At 46.2% G+C, this 19,509-nt stretch carries 16 protein-coding genes; 10 read left to right on the top strand and 6 right to left on the bottom strand.

The window, feature by feature from the left end:
- Window positions 1–233 precede the first annotated feature (233 nt).
- The 4 genes from OSCI_RS14995 (at window position 234) to OSCI_RS14980 (ending at window position 3,561) form a co-directional block, all read left to right on the top strand.
- Window positions 234–1,670 (top strand): DUF3370 domain-containing protein, encoded by a 1,437-nt coding sequence (locus OSCI_RS14995; protein ID WP_007355855.1) that lies wholly within the window; start codon window positions 234–236, stop codon window positions 1,668–1,670.
- Window positions 1,671–1,718: 48 nt separating this feature from the next.
- Window positions 1,719–1,937, top strand: a complete 219-nt coding sequence (locus OSCI_RS14990) for a hypothetical protein (RefSeq protein ID WP_007355854.1) — start codon at window positions 1,719–1,721, stop codon at window positions 1,935–1,937.
- 1 nt (window position 1,938) lies between these two features.
- Window positions 1,939–2,454, top strand: coding sequence for a tetratricopeptide repeat protein (locus tag OSCI_RS14985; RefSeq protein WP_007355853.1), 516 nt, complete (start codon window positions 1,939–1,941; stop codon window positions 2,452–2,454).
- Window positions 2,455–2,523: 69 nt separating this feature from the next.
- Window positions 2,524–3,561, top strand: a complete 1,038-nt coding sequence (locus OSCI_RS14980; RefSeq protein ID WP_007355852.1) for an S-layer homology domain-containing protein — start codon at window positions 2,524–2,526, stop codon at window positions 3,559–3,561.
- 78 nt (window positions 3,562–3,639) lie between these two features.
- On the opposite strand, the gene OSCI_RS14975 is transcribed toward OSCI_RS14980, so the two are convergent.
- Window positions 3,640–5,115, bottom strand: coding sequence for a peptidoglycan-binding protein (locus OSCI_RS14975; RefSeq protein ID WP_007355851.1), 1,476 nt, complete (start codon window positions 5,113–5,115; stop codon window positions 3,640–3,642).
- A gap of 531 nt (window positions 5,116–5,646) precedes the next feature.
- Here OSCI_RS14975 and OSCI_RS32010 point away from each other — a divergent pair.
- Window positions 5,647–6,129, top strand: coding sequence for an NF038130 family PEP-CTERM protein (locus OSCI_RS32010; RefSeq protein ID WP_007355849.1), 483 nt, complete (start codon window positions 5,647–5,649; stop codon window positions 6,127–6,129).
- Window positions 6,012–6,419: an NF038130 family PEP-CTERM protein gene (locus OSCI_RS32005; protein ID WP_267879569.1), complete on the top strand. Its 408-nt coding sequence runs from the start codon at window positions 6,012–6,014 to the stop codon at window positions 6,417–6,419. Before OSCI_RS32010 ends, OSCI_RS32005 begins: the two co-directional genes overlap by 118 nt.
- Window positions 6,420–6,668: 249 nt before the next feature.
- Here OSCI_RS32005 and OSCI_RS14960 read toward each other — a convergent pair whose 3' ends face one another.
- From OSCI_RS14960 to hisD, 4 genes are all read right to left on the bottom strand, one after another.
- A complete protein-coding gene (locus OSCI_RS14960) occupies window positions 6,669–8,768 on the bottom strand; it encodes a M3 family metallopeptidase (RefSeq protein WP_007355847.1) in 2,100 nt (699 codons plus the stop codon).
- 202 nt (window positions 8,769–8,970) lie between these two features.
- A complete protein-coding gene (gene glsA, locus OSCI_RS14955; RefSeq protein ID WP_007355845.1) occupies window positions 8,971–9,942 on the bottom strand; it encodes a glutaminase A in 972 nt (323 codons plus the stop codon).
- A gap of 289 nt (window positions 9,943–10,231) precedes the next feature.
- The gene (locus OSCI_RS14950) at window positions 10,232–10,657 is read right to left on the bottom strand and encodes a universal stress protein (protein WP_007355844.1); all 426 of its coding nucleotides are present in this window, start codon (window positions 10,655–10,657) and stop codon (window positions 10,232–10,234) included.
- Window positions 10,657–11,970, bottom strand: coding sequence for a histidinol dehydrogenase (hisD, locus tag OSCI_RS14945; protein WP_007355843.1), 1,314 nt, complete (start codon window positions 11,968–11,970; stop codon window positions 10,657–10,659). Before hisD ends, OSCI_RS14950 begins: the two co-directional genes overlap by 1 nt.
- Before the next feature lie 301 nt (window positions 11,971–12,271).
- On the opposite strand from hisD, the gene rpsT reads away from it, so the two are divergent.
- Both rpsT and OSCI_RS14935 read left to right on the top strand, forming a co-directional pair.
- On the top strand, window positions 12,272–12,571 hold the full coding sequence (gene rpsT, locus OSCI_RS14940; protein ID WP_007355842.1) for a 30S ribosomal protein S20: 300 nt from the start codon (window positions 12,272–12,274) through the stop codon (window positions 12,569–12,571).
- Between the two features lie 77 nt (window positions 12,572–12,648).
- Window positions 12,649–13,434 (top strand): TatD family hydrolase, encoded by a 786-nt coding sequence (locus tag OSCI_RS14935; RefSeq protein WP_007355841.1) that lies wholly within the window; start codon window positions 12,649–12,651, stop codon window positions 13,432–13,434.
- Between the two features lie 135 nt (window positions 13,435–13,569).
- On the opposite strand, the gene OSCI_RS30010 is transcribed toward OSCI_RS14935, so the two are convergent.
- Window positions 13,570–13,839 carry a hypothetical protein gene (locus OSCI_RS30010; RefSeq protein WP_148288933.1) on the bottom strand — a complete coding sequence of 90 codons (270 nt, stop codon included), beginning with the start codon at window positions 13,837–13,839 and terminating at the stop codon, window positions 13,570–13,572.
- A gap of 87 nt (window positions 13,840–13,926) precedes the next feature.
- On the opposite strand from OSCI_RS30010, the gene rpoB reads away from it, so the two are divergent.
- Window positions 13,927–17,316 carry a DNA-directed RNA polymerase subunit beta gene (gene rpoB, locus OSCI_RS14925; RefSeq protein ID WP_007355840.1) on the top strand — a complete coding sequence of 1,130 codons (3,390 nt, stop codon included), beginning with the start codon at window positions 13,927–13,929 and terminating at the stop codon, window positions 17,314–17,316.
- 306 nt (window positions 17,317–17,622) lie between these two features.
- The gene (locus OSCI_RS14920; RefSeq protein WP_007355839.1) at window positions 17,623–19,494 is read left to right on the top strand and encodes a DNA-directed RNA polymerase subunit gamma; all 1,872 of its coding nucleotides are present in this window, start codon (window positions 17,623–17,625) and stop codon (window positions 19,492–19,494) included.
- Window positions 19,495–19,509 lie beyond the last annotated feature (15 nt).

Genomic DNA, 19,509 nt, shown 5'->3' with positions numbered 1-19,509 from the left:
GATCTTTGAGACAGGGGTTTTAACCCCTGTCGTACTCAAGGTTTGGCGATGCAGGACTTACGCACCCAATCTCATAAACCGGGTTTCGACTTTCGCTCAACCAGCAGTTTTTTGACGAAAATACAGCATTTACCACAACGGTTAGGATATTCTCAATCAAGGATTTAGGCTGTAGGAAAATTTAGACTAGCGTAAATCCTAAATAGTTCTAAATTCGCCTACAGCCAAATCAGATGATTTCCAAAAAAAGTAAACTGACTCGAATTGCTTTGATCGTCGCGATCGCGATCGCCACCGGTGGATTATTTTTACTCAAAAAACCTGCCCCATTCGTACAAGCACAGACTCCATCGCCCTCACCAACCCCCGCCAAACCAGCACCCCAAGAAATCCTAGTCAATAATGAAGTGCGATCGCTTCCCGGATCGTTGGATAATGTACCCATGCTCAACAGCGACAGTCCAGAATGGGTGAAAAAAGAGGGAATTTTGCTTTCCACCTTTCCACCAGAAGGGAAAAAAGTACCCGCAGCTCATCTTAACTTCCCATTTCAGGGACAATTTAACTTATTCGCCCACCACTTCACCCACACTCCCCCCAACTTGCAAACCTTATACATTGGGGCGATTGTACACAATCCCGGCAAGCAACCCGTAACGGTGGAAGTCTTACAGGCAGCGAGTTATCTGATGGAACCAGATGCGCCTTTCAAACAAAAGCCGCCAATAAGTGAGAATCCTCAAGGGGAAGTATATTCTGGTCACGGCATTCGTGCTGTAGATAATATTTTGCGGGGAGTGCGACAACCCAATTTTCCCGCAAAACTGGTACTTGCTCCTGGGGAAAGCAAGATGCTACTCAATGGTTCAATTCCGGTGCGGGAGTTGCCAAAGCCTATAAATGGTCGTTCTACCTTTATGGCATTGAAAAGTAGCGGTAAAGTTTACGCTGCGACTTTGGCGCTATATGCCAAAAAAAATCCCGATGGTAGCGATCGCGCCCCTACTCTGAAAGAATGGCAAGATTTGTTATACAATGGTAGCTTAGCTTTACCCCGCGATAAAACTCCGACACCGCCCGGAGCCCCTGGCAATCTGATTTACAGTCGCGTTGCAGGCGTGCAACAAGGTTCGCGATGGCAAGCACAATTAGTAGATAAAAATAGCACTAATCTCACAATTCCCCAACGCGGTAAGGCTTATTCCTACGGAATCGCCACCCTCCGAGGCGGTAGACTCGGTACAGACCAAGTGCAAACAGCAAAACTGCTAGTACGCTATCCAGATACGGCCTACGAAGCACACGGTAACTACGGTGTCCACTACGATCTTACTTTTCCCCTGCACAACACCAGCGATCGACAGCAGCAAGTGGCGATCGCACTGGAAACACCTTTAAAAGAAGATAAGTTAGTAAAAAACGGGTTGCGATTCCGCAAACCTCCCTTAGATTTCCCCTATTTCCGAGGCACAGTCAGGTTGCGTTATAAAGATGATAGGGGTCAAAATCTGACGCGCTACGTGCATTTGTGGCATCGAGTTGGTCAAGTAGTAGAACCGATGGTCAAGTTGAAATTAGCAACCGGAGAAAAGCGATCGGTACAGGTAGATTTTATCTATCCTCCTGATTCTACGCCGCCGCAAGTATTGACCGTGAAAACTTTGGAGTAATATTGTTTGTAATAAGGGCTTTAGCCCTTTCAAACATAGCTTAATTGCATGAACTCCGACTCTGATAATTTAGAGGGCAAGAGATGTCAGCTTGTTGCTGAAGTACCTGGCCCTCCCGATACAAACTACAAATACTGCGTCTACAAGTGTAAAGACTGGCGTGGCGGCTTAATAGCTAGACCACTTAAAAAAGAATATGATTGTCCAAAAGAAATAGATTGGTGGGATTCTAATGAAATTCCCGGAGCAATACCAGAAAATGAGTAAAATGTCTAATTTTGAAACAGGAATAACTGCTTTTGAATCTGGAAACTATTCTGAAGCATTGAAAATTTTGCTGCCACTAGCAGAGTCAGGAAATCCTGAAGCCCAGTTTTCCATTGGCTGCATCTACGACCCAATATTTGGCATTCAATCTGATGCAGCTAAAGCGATTTTGTGGTACCACCAAGCCGCTGAACAAGGTCATCTTGTTGCACAAAATAATCTGGCAACGCTTTACTTGAGCGATAAAAATGTAGAACAAGCAATTAAGTGGTATCGCAAAGCAGCAGAACTTGGATTCCCTTTTGCACAGGAGATCCTCGGCGATATTTATTCCCTTGGTTTAGGTCTAGACGATGGCGAAGCCGCAATTATCAAGGATGAGTTAGCCGCAATAAAATGGTACAAGAAAGCCGCCTTGCAAGGATTCTCTACTGCTAAGCGCAGATTAAGTGAAATGTCTGCTGAAGATACAAAAATTGATTTAGAAATTGGCAAACTACGATCGCCCCAATCATAAATTTACCCAAGATTTTGCAATTAAGCGATCGCTGTGGTTTAATTGACACATCGCTATGCAGGGAAAACTATGGCATCTCCACAACCCCCATCACCCGAAAACAAACCTCTAGGCTTCGATGAATGGATCGGGATCTCAGTTGCGTTCGGCGCGATCGCAGCCATTTTCTTTTGGTCAACTGGTCAAAATGGCAATCAACTAGACATCTCAACTTCGCCATCTCCCACCCCATCCTCTAGCATACCAGCAAGGTTGAACCAATCGCAGCCAGTCGAGAACAATCCTAGTCAACCTTTGGCTAGTCCAACTGTCAGTCCCTCTTCATCTCCTGCGAAACCTCAACCGCAAGCAATTCCCTTAATTCCCCCTGCGGCAAATATCATTCCTCAAGCAGCAATCATTAACTCTGTTCCCTTACCTGCAACTCCCAAACCTCAATCTCCTCCCGTTAAAACAGCCATAGTTCCTGCTAAAATAAGTCCTGTACCTCAATCTAATTCTACCCAAACTGCTGCGATTAAATTCTCTGATGTTCCTGACAAATATTGGGCGCGTCCCTTTATTGAAAAACTATCAGAACGCAAAATTATTACTGGTTTTGAGGATGGTACTTTTCGACCAGAACAGCCAGTAACGCGAGCGGAGTTAGCAGCAATAATTGAAGGCATAGTTACTGACCAAAAAATTGCTCGGAAACCTGTTAACTTTAAGGATGTAAAAGCGGATAATTGGGCTGTTCCTGCCATTGCCAAATCTGTGCAAGCTGGATTTATGAAAGGATATCCCGGAAATTCTTTCCGTCCCGATCAAAATGTGCCAAAAGTGCAAGTTGTGGCAGCTTTAGCCAGCGGACTTAACCTGAAACCGCCCACAAAATTAGCTTCAACTTTAAAGAGTTATAAAGATAGTAAGCAGATACCAAGTTGGGCTATTGAACGAGTAGCAGCAGCAACACAGGCTAACCTAGTTGTTAACTATCCAAATCGAGATTTGCTCAACCCAAATCAACCAGCAACTCGCGCTGATGTAGCTGCTATGGTTTATCAAACCTTAGTTAAACTGGGAAAAGCAGAACCCCAATCTTCTGATTATATTGTCCGTCCTTGAATAGTCGTCAGGTGGACGTTGCTGCTAATAATATCTGCAATTAAATTGAGATTTAAACAGCAGCGCTTACCCTACGTTTCAATCTTGAAATATCATAATACTACCAGAATAGCAAGCAACCCAAACCTGCTTAGTTTCAGGATCGTAGGTGATTCCAATCGGGTGCGAATTAACATTAACTTTTTGCAGCACTTTCATATCTTTGGTACGGACTTTACTGACAGTATTAGAAAAGTAATTGACAACATAAAGGATTTGACCGTCACTGGAAATCGTCATACTACGAGGCGCTCTACCCGTACCAACTTTATCCACAACTTTACCCATTTTAAGGTCAATTTTAGCGACAGTTCCCTCACCATTCAAAGTAGAATAAAGATATTTTCCAGCGGGGTCAATGTTCAAATGACGCGGCGAACTGCCAATATTTCTCAGCCTTTCTACAGAAAAATCTTTGAGACTTACCTTGGCAATATCGGAGGAACCCATGACAGCAACGTAGGCATTTTTTGACTCTGCATCTACGGCAATACCACGCGGATATGCACCCAGTTTAATCCGCTTTACTTCCTGGTTTTTCTCGGTGTCTACTACGCTTAAATCCCACGTACACCAATTACTAACTAGCAGAAAGCGGTTATCTGGGGAAACTGCATTAAATTTGGGAACGGAACCAACTTGAATAACTTTTTCGATGTTAAGAGATTCGGTGTTAATACGGTATAAGAAACTTCGATCGTGCTTTCTTGAAGGAGAACAGCGATCGCTACCTGGATTTTTAAATCCAGAACCGTACATTTGATAATTAGATACATAGGCGTACTTGCCATCAGTAGAAAAAGCAGCTTCAACCGGAGCACCTCGATAATTGCCTTTGAATTTTGAGAAGCCAAATGCTGATAACTTCACCGTATCGGGAATAGTTTTGACTAAATTGAATTTGCGATCGTAAACAGAGATTGTGTGGCGGTACATCATGTTTTGGGCAAAAAACAAACCTGCGCCCGAATAAACAACTGATTTAGGCGAAATATTGCCATAAATAGTTTTTTTGAGCGTCATCTTGTTTGAAGTCTCTGCTTTTTTCGGAGCATTATCTGTTTTACCATCGATCGCAGGTGGTTTAACATTCTCAGACTTCGATGTTTGTTGGGAATATGTCTTAGTTGTGGTTAAAGTTGCCTGAGATTCCTCAGATTTAGATTGTAGCTTTGAGAGAGTACGACGGCCAGCAATTCCGTCAACTCTTAGACCTTTTTCTTGTTGAAATTTTCTGACAGCAGCGCGAGTTGCAGCGTCGTAAAATCCTGTAGTTTCACCAGCATAGTAGCCTCTCGTTTGCAAGTTTTTCTGGAGTTCGACAACTTCAGGGCCGCGATCGCCTCTTCTCAGCGCTAGTGCGGGATTTCCCCAACTGAAAAGCGTCAGCAAAATAGTAAAAATTACTAAAGGAATAGAAGTTAAACTAAGGGGATTTTTCCAATATTTTGCCGGGTGAAAGTTAGCAGTTTTTTCATGAGTTACAGCTAAATCGAAGTCAGTCAGTTTATCCATATCTATTAAGTTTTATATTGTTATGTTGCTTTTAGTTAAGATGAGTATTTTGTTAATCAAAATATAATTTACCCTAAAAGTGGATGGTAACAAATAAGCATTAGGACTTAGGTGAAAATGCTTATAGCAGTGCCATCTTATTGAGTGTAAATCCTCAGTAATTAAGAATATCACCGATTGCCAGTCTCCCTACTTCTGCTGCCACAGTAAGATTACGGACAGAAAAGCCAAGCTTATCCAAATCTTTACAAAAAGCTTAAGTAAATTCTACAGTAACTTTATAATTCACCTTTAGGAAGAGTTTAGACTAGGACGGAATAGAAGGAAAATATGCCGCTAGAAGTCACAGTTCTCTACCCTTATGTAGTTGAAATTACTTAGGGGATGCCAAACAATTACCACTTAGCTTGAGCTTCCTCACTTCCATAGCTTAAGTGCGTAAAAGTATAATCAAAGATAACCGATCGGCTTCAAAGTAGTATAGAAATCCCTCTAAAAACTCTTTTCTCAAAAGCATCTACGAGGTAGAATATGGCATACTTAGTTAAGCAATTTTTAATTAGCGCATCAGTATTAGTTGGTTTGGGTGCGATCGCTCCTGCTTCATCTTTAGCTGCATCCATCACTGGTGCTACCATTGGTGGTACAGCAGCTTATTTAACATATTCCTCCAACGGTACTAACACATTCACAGTCGCTAATACTCAGGCTAACGTACAAGCAGCCCTAGATGGAGATAGTAGTAGTCCTGGGGGAAACGTAGAGTTATTTTCTAATAGCGAACAATCTCCAATTTCCCCAGCAAATATATCTCAGAGCTTTAATGCTCTTTACAATTTCTTAGATTATAATCAATACACCAGCTTAAGCGGTCAAATTGGCGGTCAAGATACGGTATTGCTTCCAATCAACTACTATTCAATACTTTTCTACTTGCCGGTGGCTTTCAGCGTTTTAGCGACCCAAATATTTCTTATGTCAATCAAGATGGCGGGACAATTAAAATTGGTTTAGCGGGTCACTACGATGCCCTAGCTTTGTTAGGAATTCCATCAATACCAGGATTGCCCTTACAAGCAAGCGAACTTGTTAAAGTTATCTATGGCGGTAAAACTGAATATAAATACAGTTTTAATGCCACGCAATCTGGTTTAACAGCTTCAGATGACGGCATTTCTCATAATGGTAATTATGAAGTCACTCTAAGCGCCGAACCAGTTCCAGAACCAACAACAATGGTGGGTTTAATTTTGGGTGGAAGTGGCTTACTTGCAGCCAGACGCAAATCGATGAAAAAAGCATAACAGCAACCGCTTTCAGCGGTTAGGGGCTAGGGGCTAGGGAAAGAAGGGAAAGGGAATAGAATCAGCGAGTTTGGTGAAACTCAGAACGTCTTAACCGACTACAGGAGTTGCTACATACATTTTACGTAACGCCTCCCTCTGGGCGGCGTTACGGATATTTTTGCATAACTCCTGTTAGTCTTAAGGTAGGTATTGCTGCTAAAAATGTCTGCAAAAAATTGACCTTTAAACAACAGCACCACCTTACTTTTAAGCAACAGCTAAACCAGTATGTACCAATAAAGGTTTAGTGCTCGGTTCCCTTCCTCGGAAAGCCTTAAACACCTCCATCGGATGCAAACTTCCCCCTAATCCTAAGACAGTATCGCGGAAACGAGCCCCCGTAGATGCGATCGCATCCTCATTTTCCAAACCAGCCTCCTCAAAAGCAGAAAAAGCATCAGCACTCAAAACCTCAGCCCATTTATAACTGTAATATCCCGCCGCATAACCGCCAGCAAAAATATGTCCGAAGGCGCACAAAAATGAATCTCCAGGCAATGGCGGTAAAACAGTTGTAGTCTTAGCAATGCGGTTGCGAACATCCATTACACTTTCCTCGCCTCCTGGCTGATAGCCGTGATGCAATTCAATATCAACCAAGCTAAAATGTAACTGCCGCAACATCCCGCTACCACTCATATAATTGCGTGCAGCCAGTAACTTTTGATAATAATGTTCTGGCAAAGTTTCCCCTGTTTCGTAATGCTTAGCCATGCCGAACAGAGTAGCGCGATCGTAACACCAATTCTCCATAAATTGACTGGGTAATTCCACTGCATCCCACTCAATATTATTGATGCCGGCCGCCCCCGGATGGTCTACTTTTGTCAACATATGCTGCAAGCCATGACCGAATTCATGGAACAAAGTTTCAACTTCTATAAAGTTCATTAAACTCGGCTTTCCATCTACAGGAGGAGATTGATTGCAGACCAAATAAGCCACAGGCAAGCGTGTTTTTTGTCCGTCTACATCCATGATTTTAGCCCGTACAATACACTCATCCATCCAAGCACCACCGCGCTTTTCTGCGGGACGACTGTAAGGGTCTAAATAGAAATACGCGATCGCATTTCCTTTCTCATCAGCAATCTGGAAATAACGCACGTCCTCATGCCATACTGCCGCCTCACCATCAGCAGCAGTGACAGTCACGCCAAACAGCCGATTTACTAAAGTAAATAAGCCATCAAGTACCTGGGGTAAAGGAAAATAAGGCCGCAATTCTTCAGCACTAAAAGCAAACTTTTCTTCCCGCTGACGTTCTGCCCAAAAACTGATATCCCAGTGCTTCAAATCTTGAGCTTCCGGGGAGCCTTTCGTAGCAGCAAAAGCCTTTAAATTCTCCAAATCTTTGATAGCAGCATCGTAACTAGCGCCGCGCAATTCTTCCAGCAAAGCCTCTACAGCTTCCACATTAGGAGCCATTTTACTAGCTAAACTCAATTCAGCATAACTGCTAAATCCCAGCAAAGCAGCTTTCTCTTTTCGCAATTCTAAAATGCGATCGATTAGCGGCCAATTATTCAACTCGCCGCTAGAAGCACGACTCATAAAAGCTTTGTAAAGCTTTTCTCGCAAGTCGCGGCGGGTGCTGTGCTGCATGAAAGGGCCATAACTGGGGAAATCTAAAGTGATGCGCCAAGGGCCATTTTCAGTAGTAGCATCTTCTGCGCCTTCAGCACGAGCAGATTGAGCGGCTAAACTGAGTAAACTAGGAGGTAAACCATCAACTTCATCCTTATTTGTCAGAGTGAGACTAAAAGCTTTTGTAGCGTCAAGAACGTGGTTAGAAAATTTAGTACCAATTTCGGCTAATTCCATTTGAATAGCATTGAAACGTTCTTTTTTATCACCTTCTAATCCTACGCCAGACAGCTCTGAATCTCGGATAGAGGATTCTACAATTCGCTTTTGAGCTGAGTCTAAACTTTCCCATTCGCTGCCGCTATGCAATGCTTTAAAAGCATCATATAAAGGTTTACTTTGGCTAAATTTATTCCAAAACTGGACAACTTGAGGCTGCATAGTTTCGTGAGCAGTTCGCAATTCTGGGCTATTCTTAACACCAGTTAAGTGTCCAATTACGCCCCAACTCCAGTTTAAACGCTCTACAATGCTCTGTAAGGGTTCTACTAAGCCACTCCAAGTCGGTTTAACAGTTGCTTCTAAGCTGCTAAGCTCTTTCTCTAGTTCGGCTAGTATTTGTGTGATTGCAGGGACTACGTGCTCTGCTTTAATGGTATTGAAGGGAGGTAGTCCTTTGCCAATTAGTAAGGGGTTTTCATTAACGATCGCAGCAGTCATAGGATTTTTCAGACAAGGTTGACTTTTAATCTTGTAGCACAGTTACCTGTTTAATTACTTGGCGGTTGAAACCGCTACTACACTAACAAAGTCCGCGTAGGCGGACTTTAAGAATCAGAGGAAACCTGCATGAGTTGGGTTAAAATTCTACAGTCCGCGCAGGCTGACTTGGTTTGTATAGCCGCGAATTCTATTCGCCAGCTTAAGTTGACTCAGAATTAACTCCCCAAAATTGAGAATTGTCCGCTCGTAAATCGAATAAGTGCAGGCCAAATTGTTCGGAAATTTCCTCACATACCTTCAGACCTCTCACACTACTACCATGAGAATCCAGCAAAGGTGAGAAGACTGCGATCCCCATTTTATGAGGAGCAACGGCGATAATTCCCCCAGAAACGCCGCTTTTGGCGGGAAGCCCGACTGTATAAGCCCATTCACCAGCAAAATTATACATACCGCAAGTGTACATAATTGTTAAAATATTTCTCACATAGCGAGATTCAACGGCTCGTGCTTTGGAGATCGGATTGATGCCACAATTAGCGAGGGTGGCGGCCATAACTGCTAAATCTTGGCAGTTAACCATGACGGAACATTGCTGAAAATAAAGGTCTAGAGCTTCGTCGATATTGGGTTCAATCATGCCAAAATTGAGCATGAGGTGTGCCATTGCGCGGTTGCGGTGTCCGGTGCTGCGTTCTGAGGTGAAAACAGACATATCTACGAATAAATCGCGACCGACGTAACGCTGGAACATATCTAACATTCGGTTGAGGCGTTCGGTGGGGTCTATGCCTTTGATTAAACTGGTAGTAGCGATCGCGCCTGCATTTACCATTGGATTATAAGGCCGTTTTGAAACTTCATCTACTTGAATAGAATTAAAAGCATCTCCCGTAGGTTCAACACCAACTCTGGTTAAAACGTAATCTCGACCGCGATCTTCTAAAGCCATTCCATAGACAAAAGCTTTAGAAATTGACTGAATTGTAAATAGTTGGTCGCAGTCACCAGCTTGATAAATTTGACCGTCTGCTGTAACGACACAAATACCAAACCAGTCAGGATTTGCCTTTACTAGTTCGGGAATGTAGTTAGCCAGTACACCCTCTTTTAGTGGCTGGAATTTCAGGTGTAATTCGTCGAGGAAGGTTTGAATCGGAGAATTTAACAAGGTGGCGCTCCATATTAATCATAGGACTTACGCATGAAGTACGAAAAATCGGGGTTTGGGATTGCTTCGCTGGGTTCGCAATGACATAACGATCTTGTATCTGCGTAAGTCCTAAATCATATAGCAACCGCCAAGGCAATCAGAGCATACTTTGGCAATTGCTAAAACTATTGATTTTATTGTATTTTTCTTCTTCCTTCCTCCCTCTTCCTTCTTCCTCCCCTCTCCCCCATCTCTCTTCCTTCTTCCCTAGCCCCTAGCCCCTAGCCCCTAGCCCCTAGCCCCTTCTTCAAACGGCCTTAACTACCAACACAGAACAAGCAGCATCCGCCACCACCTGAGAACTCACCGAACCCTCCAAAATTCGCTTCAAACCCGTTAAACCGCGACTCCCAATCACAATCAAATCAGCCTTATAAATATTAGCCAAACGCACAATTTCTTCCGCCGCATCCCCGGCCACAATCTCTACCTCACTCTGGCAAGGTAACTTCTCCTGATAAGATTGCAGAAGCTTTTCAATATGTCGATACGGTAATTCCTCAGAATTGAGATGGGGCTTGTCAGCAATCAATTCAAACTCAGATCCCGCCGAAGAAACCACATGAGAGAGAATAACTTTCGTCTCCGGTTCTAACCGAAATTGGTGCACAGCTACCATTACCTGGTCTATAGATTGCGAACCGTCAAGAGCCACCAAAATAGTCTTAAACACTAAAATTCCTCATCCCCGATATTTTCAGTTCGCAGCCGCACCGAGTCAGCGTGAGAAGGCAAACCTTCTGCTTTAGCTAAAACATTAATAGTTTTAGCCACTTTTTGCAGCGCCGTCGGCGAGTATTGAATCAAGCTGGAGTGTTTCATAAAGGTTTCCACTCCCAGCGGTGAGGCGTAACGGGCGGCCCCCGAAGTGGGCAGCGTATGATTCGGCCCCGCTAAATAGTCTCCCACAGCTTCCGGCGTGGAGCAACCTAAGAAAATTGCTCCTGCGTGGCGGATTTGGTCGAGGAGAGCCCAAGGATCGACTACTTCGAGTTCTAAGTGTTCGGGAGCGAATTCGTTAGATAGTTCTGCCGCTGCTTTCAGGGAATCTACAACTACAACTAAACCGTAGTTGGCGATCGCCTTTTCGGTCAATATCCGACGCGGGTGTTCCGCCAACTGGCGCTCTACTTCCGCCACCACCTTTCTTGCCAATACTGAGTCTGTGGTCAGTAAAATTGCCGCTGCCATTGAATCGTGTTCAGCTTGAGCCAACATATCCGCTGCCACATATACGGGGTTGGCTAAACCATCTGCAATAATCAGCACTTCTGAGGGCCCTGCCAAAGTGTCGATGCCTACAGTCCCATAGACCAGCTTCTTTGCCAGCGTTACATAAATATTGCCGGGCCCAGTGATTAAATCTACCTTGGGGATAGTGTCTGTACCGTAGGCCAAAGCTGCGATCGCCTGTGCTCCTCCCACCCGATAAATTTCCTCGATTCCGGCTTCCTGGGCTGCCACCAGCACCGCAGGAGCGATCTTTTTCTCTGGCCCTGGGGGAGTACACATGACAATACGCGGTACCTTAGCCACCTTCGCTGGCACGGCATTCATCAGCACCGTACTGGGATAGGCCGCCTGTCCCCCAGGAACGTAAAGCCCAGCTCGGTCTACGGGTGTGTAGCGCTTGCCCAAAACTACCTCGTCTTCCCCAAACTGCACCCATGACTTAGGAATGCGCTGTCGGTGAAAAGCTTCAATCTGCTGGCAAGCCAAGCGGATTGCATCTAATAATTCTTTGGATACTTGCTGGTAGGCCGCGTCCAATTCAGACCCGCTCACCCTCAACTCTTCAACATTTAGGGAAAGGTGGTCGAATTCAGCGGTATAGTGCAGCAGAGCCTTGTCGCCTTTGCGCTTTACGGCTTGCAGCACTTCCCGTACCGTTGCCTCTTTGTGAACAACCAAGTCGTCGTGGGTGCGATCGCAGATTCGTCGCAGTTCAGCTTGTGCTTCAACCCACTGAGTTATGATTCGCAGCATGGAGATTAGGAATGCCTACCGTAGGAATTGCCCGCCAGAAGAGCGGGGGAGCGGGGAGGGGGAGGGGGGCGGAGGGGAGGGGGCAGGGGGAGAGGGAGCTGGGAGATTTTTTCACATCTGCTCCTGTGCTTCTCTGCTCCCCTGCTCTCCTCCGTCCCCGCTCTTCTGCTAACCCTTAATCCTTGTTATAGCTTAACCTAGATTTTTTGGGGAATCGCGATTTAAGGGGAATAGATGTTATATTAGTTTGTCCGGTACTTTGTATTTTTAATTCAATACCAGCCAGAAATCACTGCCGACTATGCCCAATATTAAGTCCGCCATCAAACGAGTCGAAATTGCCGAGCGCAACCGACTGGAAAACAAAGCCTACAAGTCTGCTGTCAAAACTCTGATGAAGAAGTATTTGGCAGCCGTTGACACCTACGCCGCCGCTCCCACTCCCGAATCAATGGAGCAAGTACAGCAGCGGATGTCTGAGGCTTTCAGCAAAATCGACAAAGCTGTAAAGCGCGGCGTGCTACACCGCAATAATGGCGATCGCAAAAAATCTCGCTTGGCTAAGGCTCTCAAACGCAAACAGACCCCAGTTGTCAATTAAAAATTAAAAATTAAAAATTAAAAATAATTGAATTTTTAATTTTTAATTGATAGCTCTGACATACTCCTAAAAAAATAGTGCAGCTAATTGATACTCACGTTCACATCAACTTTGAGACGTTTAAAGACGATCTAGAAGCCGTGCGAGAGCGGTGGCGAGCAGCGGGAGTAGTCCGTCTAGTTCATTCTTGCGTAGAGCCGGAAGAATTTGCAGGAATTCAGGCGATCGCTAACCGCTTTGAGGAAGTATCCTTTGCCGTCGGCCTCCATCCCCTAGATGCCGACAAGTGGACGGAATCAACAGCAGAACAAATTTTAGAGCTGGCTAGTTCAGACTCTAGAGTAGTAGCGATCGGCGAAACCGGGTTGGACTTTTATAAAGCCAGCAACGCTCAGCAACAGATAGAAGCCTTTACCTCTCAACTGGCGATCGCCCAAAAGCTCAACAAACCCGTCATCATCCATTGCCGTGACGCAGCCGCGCCTATGGCCGCAATGCTGCGAGAATTTTGGCAAACTTCCGGGCCAGTTCGAGGCGTGATGCACTGCTGGGGAGGAACCCCAGAAGAAACCGAATGGTTCTTAGACCTGGGCTTCTATATCAGCTTCAGCGGGACTGTCACCTTTAAAAAAGCTGTCCAAATTCAAGAATCAGCTCGCAAAGTCAAAAGCGATCGCCTCCTGATCGAGACCGACTGCCCCTTTCTCGCCCCCGCCCCCAATCGCGGCAAACGCAACGAACCAGCCTACGTGCGCCACGTAGCCGAGGAAGTTGCTAGATTAAGAGAAGTATCCTTAGAAACTCTCTGCCAGCAAACTACCAGGAATGCCTGCGAGCTTTTTGACCTATCAGAGCACAAATAGTGCCAGAATATAGGATTGGGGATCGGCAATCAGCCCTTGAGTAAAACGGGCATTAATCTAGAAATTGTCGATGGCGCGACTTCCCCAAGAACAAAAGGTCTACAGCCTGCTAGTATCGCAATTGCGTCCTATAATTTAAAGAGAGGAAACCGCGATCGTAATGAATTGGCACTGTATCTTCAAAAATATCAAAAATCGCGAGTTCCGCTTGCGGGATTTAATCACACCAATGTCATCAATTTTAGTAGTCAATTTGGGAAAGGCTTTCCCCAAAACTGGCAGAGCAATAGAACGCAAAGCGAACATATTGTCTAGAAAATCTCTATACAGTATGTCTGCTGTCAGTTTTGGCGATTGGTGCGCCAGGGAAACTGCTACCCAAGAATCTACATATAAATATTCCATAAAAAGCAATAAGCAACAAACGACAAGTACAAGAGTCCCGTGAGGGCGTTCTTAGAAAGGCAAGAGCCACACAGTTTGAGGAAACCCATGACTAATCAGATTTACACACCACAACCCAGCTTCACCTTACCTGACCTGATCGAAATTCAGCGGGCATCATTCCGCTGGTTTCTAGAATCGGGCCTAATCGAAGAACTAGACAGCTTTTCGCCCATCACCGACTACACGGGAAAACTAGAACTCCACTTCTTAGGCAAAGACTTCAAACTCAAGCGCCCCAAATACGACGTAGACGAAGCCAAGCGTCGGGATAGCACTTATGCCGTCCAAATGTACGTCCCCACCCGCCTGATCAACAAAGAAACAGGCGAAATCAAAGAAATGGAAGTCTTCATCGGCGATTTGCCCTTGATGACAGAGCGCGGTACCTTCATCATTAACGGTGCAGAGCGAGTCATAGTCAACCAAATCGTGCGATCGCCCGGAGTCTACTACAAATCGGAAACAGACAAAAACGGTCGCCGCAGCTACAACGCCTCACTGATTCCCAACCGAGGCGCGTGGTTGAAATTTGAGACGGATAAAAACGATTTAGTGTGGGTGCGAATCGACAAAACCCGCAAACTTTCCGCCCAAGTCTTGCTCAAGGCCCTGGGCCTGTCTGATGGCGAAATCCTCGATGCTCTGCGCCACCCCGAATACTTCCAGAAAACCATAGAAAAAGAAGGTCAGTTCGGGGAAGAAGAAGCCTTAATGGAACTCTACCGCAAACTGCGACCGGGGGAACCGCCCACAGTCGCCGGGGGAGAACAACTGCTAAACTCCCGTTTCTTTGACCCCAAACGCTACGACCTCGGAAAAGTGGGACGCTACAAGCTCAACAAAAAGCTGCGCCTCTCCGTTCCCGACACCATGCGCGTGCTCACTCCCCAGGATATTCTCTCTTGCGTGGATTACCTGATTAACCTGGAATTTGATATCGGCTCTACTGATGATATCGACCACTTAGGCAATCGGCGGGTGCGTTCCGTAGGAGAACTGTTGCAAAACCAAGTCCGGGTGGGACTTAACCGCTTAGAGCGGATCATTCGGGAACGGATGACTGTGAGCGATGCTGAATCCCTGACTCCTGCTTCCCTGGTGAATCCCAAACCATTAGTAGCGGCAATTAAGGAATTCTTCGGGAGTTCCCAGCTATCGCAGTTCATGGATCAGACTAATCCCCTTGCGGAACTGACCCACAAACGCCGACTTTCAGCCTTGGGCCCCGGCGGTTTGACCAGGGAAAGAGCGGGTTTTGCGGTGCGCGACATTCACCCCTCCCACTACGGCCGGATTTGCCCGATTGAAACCCCGGAAGGGCCCAATGCGGGTTTGATTGGTTCCTTGGCAACTCACGCGCGGGTGAATCCCTACGGATTTTTGGAAACGCCGTTTTATCCAGTGGAAAAAGGGCGAATATTGCGCGATCGCGCCCCTGCTTACATGACTGCGGACGAGGAAGATGACCTCCGCGTTGCCCCCGGTGATATTCGTACTGATGCTGAGGGGAATATTCAAGGGGATTCCGTACCCGTGCGCTATCGTCAGGAGTTCACGACTACGACTCCCATGCAGGTAGACTATGTGGCCGTGTCTCCCGTGCAGATTGTCTCCGTGGCAACTTCCCTGATTCCCTTCCTCGAACACGATGACGCTAACCGGGCGCTGATGGGCTCGAATATGCAGCGGCAAGCAGTACCTTTGTTGTTGCCAGAACGCCCCTTAGTGGGGACGGGTTTGGAAGCTCAAGCGGCGCGAGATTCTGGGATGGTGGTGGTTTCTAAGTTTGATGGGGAAGTGGTCTATATTGACGCTACTCGGATTATTGTCAAGAGCATTAAGCCCGGTGTCGTTGAGGAAGAAGTGCATTTTAGCATTCGCGACTATAGCGATTTGCGTTCCAAAAATCCCCATGCTTTTAAGGCAAAATATGCCGGTTTTATCGAGTACGAACTTCAGAAATATCAGCGTTCAAACCAAGATACTTGTCTCAATCAGCGGCCGCTGATTTATGAAGGAGATTTTGTGGTGGCCGGGCAGGTGCTAGCGGATGGCTCTTCTACGGAGGGGGCAGAGTTGGCTCTGGGTCACAATATCTTAGTAGTTTATATGCCTTGGGAAGGCTACAACTATGAAGATGCGATGCTCATTTCCGAGCGCTTAGTTTATGAAGATGTTTATACTTCCATTCACATTGAGAAGTATGAAATCGAAGCTCGACAAACTAAACTGGGGCCTGAAGAAATTACCCGCGAAATTCCGAATGTGGGGGAAGATTCCCTTAGACAATTAGACGAACAAGGCATTATCCGTAAGGGTGCCTGGGTAGAAGCTAGCGATATTTTGGTGGGGAAAGTTACGCCCAAGGGGGAAAGCGACCAACCGCCAGAGGAGAAGTTATTGCGGGCAATTTTCGGGGAGAAGGCCCGCGATGTCCGAGATAATTCTCTGCGAGTTCCCAATGGGGAAAAGGGGCGCGTCGTGGACGTGCGGGTATTTACGCGCGAACAGGGCGATGAATTGCCACCGGGGGCGAATATGGTGGTACGGGTGTACGTGGCCCAGAAACGCAAGATCCAAGTGGGAGATAAAATGGCGGGGCGACACGGGAATAAAGGTATCGTCTCTCGGATTTTGCCGAAGGAAGATATGCCTTATTTGCCCGATGGCCGGCCCGTAGATATCGTCCTCAATCCTTTGGGCGTACCGTCGCGGATGAACGTGGGCCAGATTTTTGAATGCCTGTTGGGATGGGCGGGTGAGAATTTGGGCTTGCGGTTTAAGATCGTGCCTTTTGATGAAATGCACGGGGCTGAGAAATCGCGGGAAAGCGTACACGGCAAGTTACGGGAAGCGCGGGAGAAAACGGGTAAGGGTTGGATTTTTGATGAAAATCATCCAGGGAAATCTACTGTTTTTGACGGACGGACTGGGGAGGCTTTCGATCGCCCGATTACTGTGGGCGTGGCTTATATGCTCAAGCTGGTTCACTTGGTTGATGATAAGATTCACGCCCGGTCTACGGGGCCCTATTCTTTGGTCACTCAACAACCTTTGGGTGGTAAAGCACAGCAAGGAGGTCAACGGTTTGGAGAGATGGAAGTATGGGCGCTGGAGGCCTTTGGCGCGGCTTATACTTTGCAGGAACTTTTAACTGTGAAGTCCGATGATATGCAGGGACGCAATGAGGCCTTGAATGCGATCGTTAAGGGTAAGGCGATACCGCGCCCTGGTACGCCGGAATCCTTTAAGGTGCTAATGCGCGAGTTGCAGTCTTTGTGTTTGGACATTGCAGTTCACAAGGTAGAGACTGCGGAGGATGGATCTTCACGAGATGCAGAGGTCGATTTGATGGCTGATGCTCTTGGGAGGCGATCGCCCTCTCGGCCTACTTACGAATCGATTTCTAGAGATGAAATTGAAGACGAAATGTAGAAAATAGTTAACTGTTAACTGTTAACTGTTAACTGTTAGGTTTCTTAGTAGTAGGGACTTTAGTCGCTTGTCTTTCTAGAATTGAGCGACTAAAGTTACTAAGAGTTTGAGGGAGGACAGCATTGTGAGTTTTTTAGTAATATAGCAACCGCTGTTGTCGGTTAGGACGTTCTGATTTACACCAAACTCGCTGATTCTATTCCCTGCTTCCCCTGCTTTCCTTTCTTCCCCTAGTCCCTAGCCCCTAGCCCTGAGCATCGTAACCGCCAAGGCAGTTGCTATAACTAACAAATTTAAGGAGTAAATATGGCTAAATTAGAACAAAGATTTGACTACGTTAAAATTGGATTGGCTTCTCCCGAACGGATACGACAATGGGGAGAAAGAACTTTACCAAACGGTCAAATAGTAGGGGAAATTATAAAACCAGAGACCATAAATTACAGAACATTAAAACCCGAAATGGACGGCTTGTTTTGCGAGCGGATATTCGGGCCGGCAAAGGATTGGGAATGCCATTGTGGTAAATACAAAAGAGTCAGACACAGAGGCATTGTCTGCGAAAGATGCGGTGTCGAAGTCACTGAATCTCGCGTCCGCAGACACCGGATGGGCTTTATTAAATTAGCAGCTCCAGTTGCCCATGTTTGGTATCTCAAAGGTATTCCTAGTTACATGGCAATTTTGTTAGATATGCCCTTGCGGGATGTCGAACAAATTGTCTATTTCAACGCTTATGTAGTTCTCAACGCCGGCAATGCCGATAATCTTACTTACAAACAACTGCTGGCTGAGGATGCTTGGCTAGAAATCGAAGACCAACTCTACAGCGAAGACTCGGAGTTGTCCGGCGTAGAAGTTGGTATTGGTGCAGAAGCATTGCAAACTTTACTGCAAAACATCAACTTAGAATCAGAAGCAGAACAGTTGCGAGAAGATATTGCCGGCGCAAAGGGTCAGAAGCGGGCAAAACTAATTAAGCGCCTGCGGGTGATTGACAACTTCATTGCTACTGGCTCAAAACCAGAATGGATGGTGTTATCAGTAGTTCCCGTCATTCCCCCCGACTTGCGACCGATGGTGCAACTAGATGGGGGTCGGTTTGCTACTAGCGACCTTAACGATCTCTATCGCCGCGTAATTAACCGCAACAATCGCCTCGCGCGACTCCAAGAAATTCTCGCCCCAGAAATCATCATCCGCAACGAAAAGCGGATGCTGCAAGAAGCTGTGGACGCGCTGATTGACAATGGTCGTCGGGGACGCACAGTAGTGGGAGCAAATAACCGCCCGCTGAAGTCCCTCTCAGACATCATTGAAGGGAAACAGGGGCGCTTCCGGCAAAACTTGCTGGGTAAACGGGTTGACTACTCTGGTCGTTCCGTGATCGTAGTCGGGCCCAAGCTGAAAATCCATCAATGCGGCTTACCCAGGGAAATGGCGATCGAACTGTTCCAGCCTTTCGTCATCCACCGCCTGATCCGTCAAGGATTAGTCAACAATATCAAAGCAGCGAAGAAGTTGATCCAGCGCAGCGATCCTTCAGTGTGGGACGTGCTCGAAGAAGTGATCGAAGGGCATCCAGTGCTGCTTAACCGGGCTCCAACCCTTCACCGCTTAGGAATTCAAGCTTTTGAGCCAATTTTAGTAGAAGGGAGAGCAATACAATTACACCCCTTAGTTTGTCCCGCATTCAACGCCGACTTTGATGGCGACCAAATGGCCGTTCACGTACCTCTATCTCTAGAGTCTCAAGCAGAAGCAAGACTGCTAATGCTGGCTTCTAATAATATCTTGTCACCAGCGACAGGACGGCCAATCGTAACGCCTTCTCAAGATATGGTGCTCGGTTGCTACTACTTGACAGCGGAGAATCCCCAGACCCAAAAAGGGGCGGGTCGTTATTTCGCTAATTTTAACGATGCAGTTATTGCCTACGAACAGGGGGTAATTCATCTCCATTCTTACATCTGGGTGCGCTTTGACGGTGCAGTGGAAAATGTGGAGGCGGAGGGCGATCCGAAGGTTGAAAATTTGGCGAACGGTACTGTAAGTAAAGAGTACAAATTCCGTAGGGTAAGGGAAGACAAGGATGGGGTGATGCTTTCTCAATACATCCGCACGACAGCGGGGAGAATTATTTATCACCAAACAATTGAGTCGGCAATTAATAGTTAATTGTTAACGGTTAAC

Origin of the sequence: Kamptonema sp. PCC 6506, from assembly GCF_000180455.1 — a bacterium.
Taxonomy (GTDB): domain Bacteria; phylum Cyanobacteriota; class Cyanobacteriia; order Cyanobacteriales; family Microcoleaceae; genus Kamptonema; species Kamptonema formosum.
This window is presented reverse-complemented; position numbering and strand designations above follow the sequence as displayed.

Coding starts and splice junctions, on each gene's coding strand:
- OSCI_RS30010 (WP_148288933.1), bottom strand. CDS start 13,839: ATGGAATATTTATATGTAGATTCTTGGGTAGCAGTTTCCCTGGCGCAC.
- OSCI_RS14980 (WP_007355852.1), top strand. CDS start 2,524: ATGGCATCTCCACAACCCCCATCACCCGAAAACAAACCTCTAGGCTTC.
- OSCI_RS14960 (WP_007355847.1), bottom strand. CDS start 8,768: ATGACTGCTGCGATCGTTAATGAAAACCCCTTACTAATTGGCAAAGGA.
- OSCI_RS14995 (WP_007355855.1), top strand. CDS start 234: ATGATTTCCAAAAAAAGTAAACTGACTCGAATTGCTTTGATCGTCGCG.
- hisD (WP_007355843.1), bottom strand. CDS start 11,970: ATGCTGCGAATCATAACTCAGTGGGTTGAAGCACAAGCTGAACTGCGA.
- OSCI_RS14975 (WP_007355851.1), bottom strand. CDS start 5,115: ATGGATAAACTGACTGACTTCGATTTAGCTGTAACTCATGAAAAAACT.
- OSCI_RS14920 (WP_007355839.1), top strand. CDS start 17,623: ATGGCTAAATTAGAACAAAGATTTGACTACGTTAAAATTGGATTGGCT.
- rpoB (WP_007355840.1), top strand. CDS start 13,927: ATGACTAATCAGATTTACACACCACAACCCAGCTTCACCTTACCTGAC.
- OSCI_RS32010 (WP_007355849.1), top strand. CDS start 5,647: ATGGCATACTTAGTTAAGCAATTTTTAATTAGCGCATCAGTATTAGTT.
- rpsT (WP_007355842.1), top strand. CDS start 12,272: ATGCCCAATATTAAGTCCGCCATCAAACGAGTCGAAATTGCCGAGCGC.
- OSCI_RS14985 (WP_007355853.1), top strand. CDS start 1,939: ATGTCTAATTTTGAAACAGGAATAACTGCTTTTGAATCTGGAAACTAT.
- OSCI_RS14990 (WP_007355854.1), top strand. CDS start 1,719: ATGAACTCCGACTCTGATAATTTAGAGGGCAAGAGATGTCAGCTTGTT.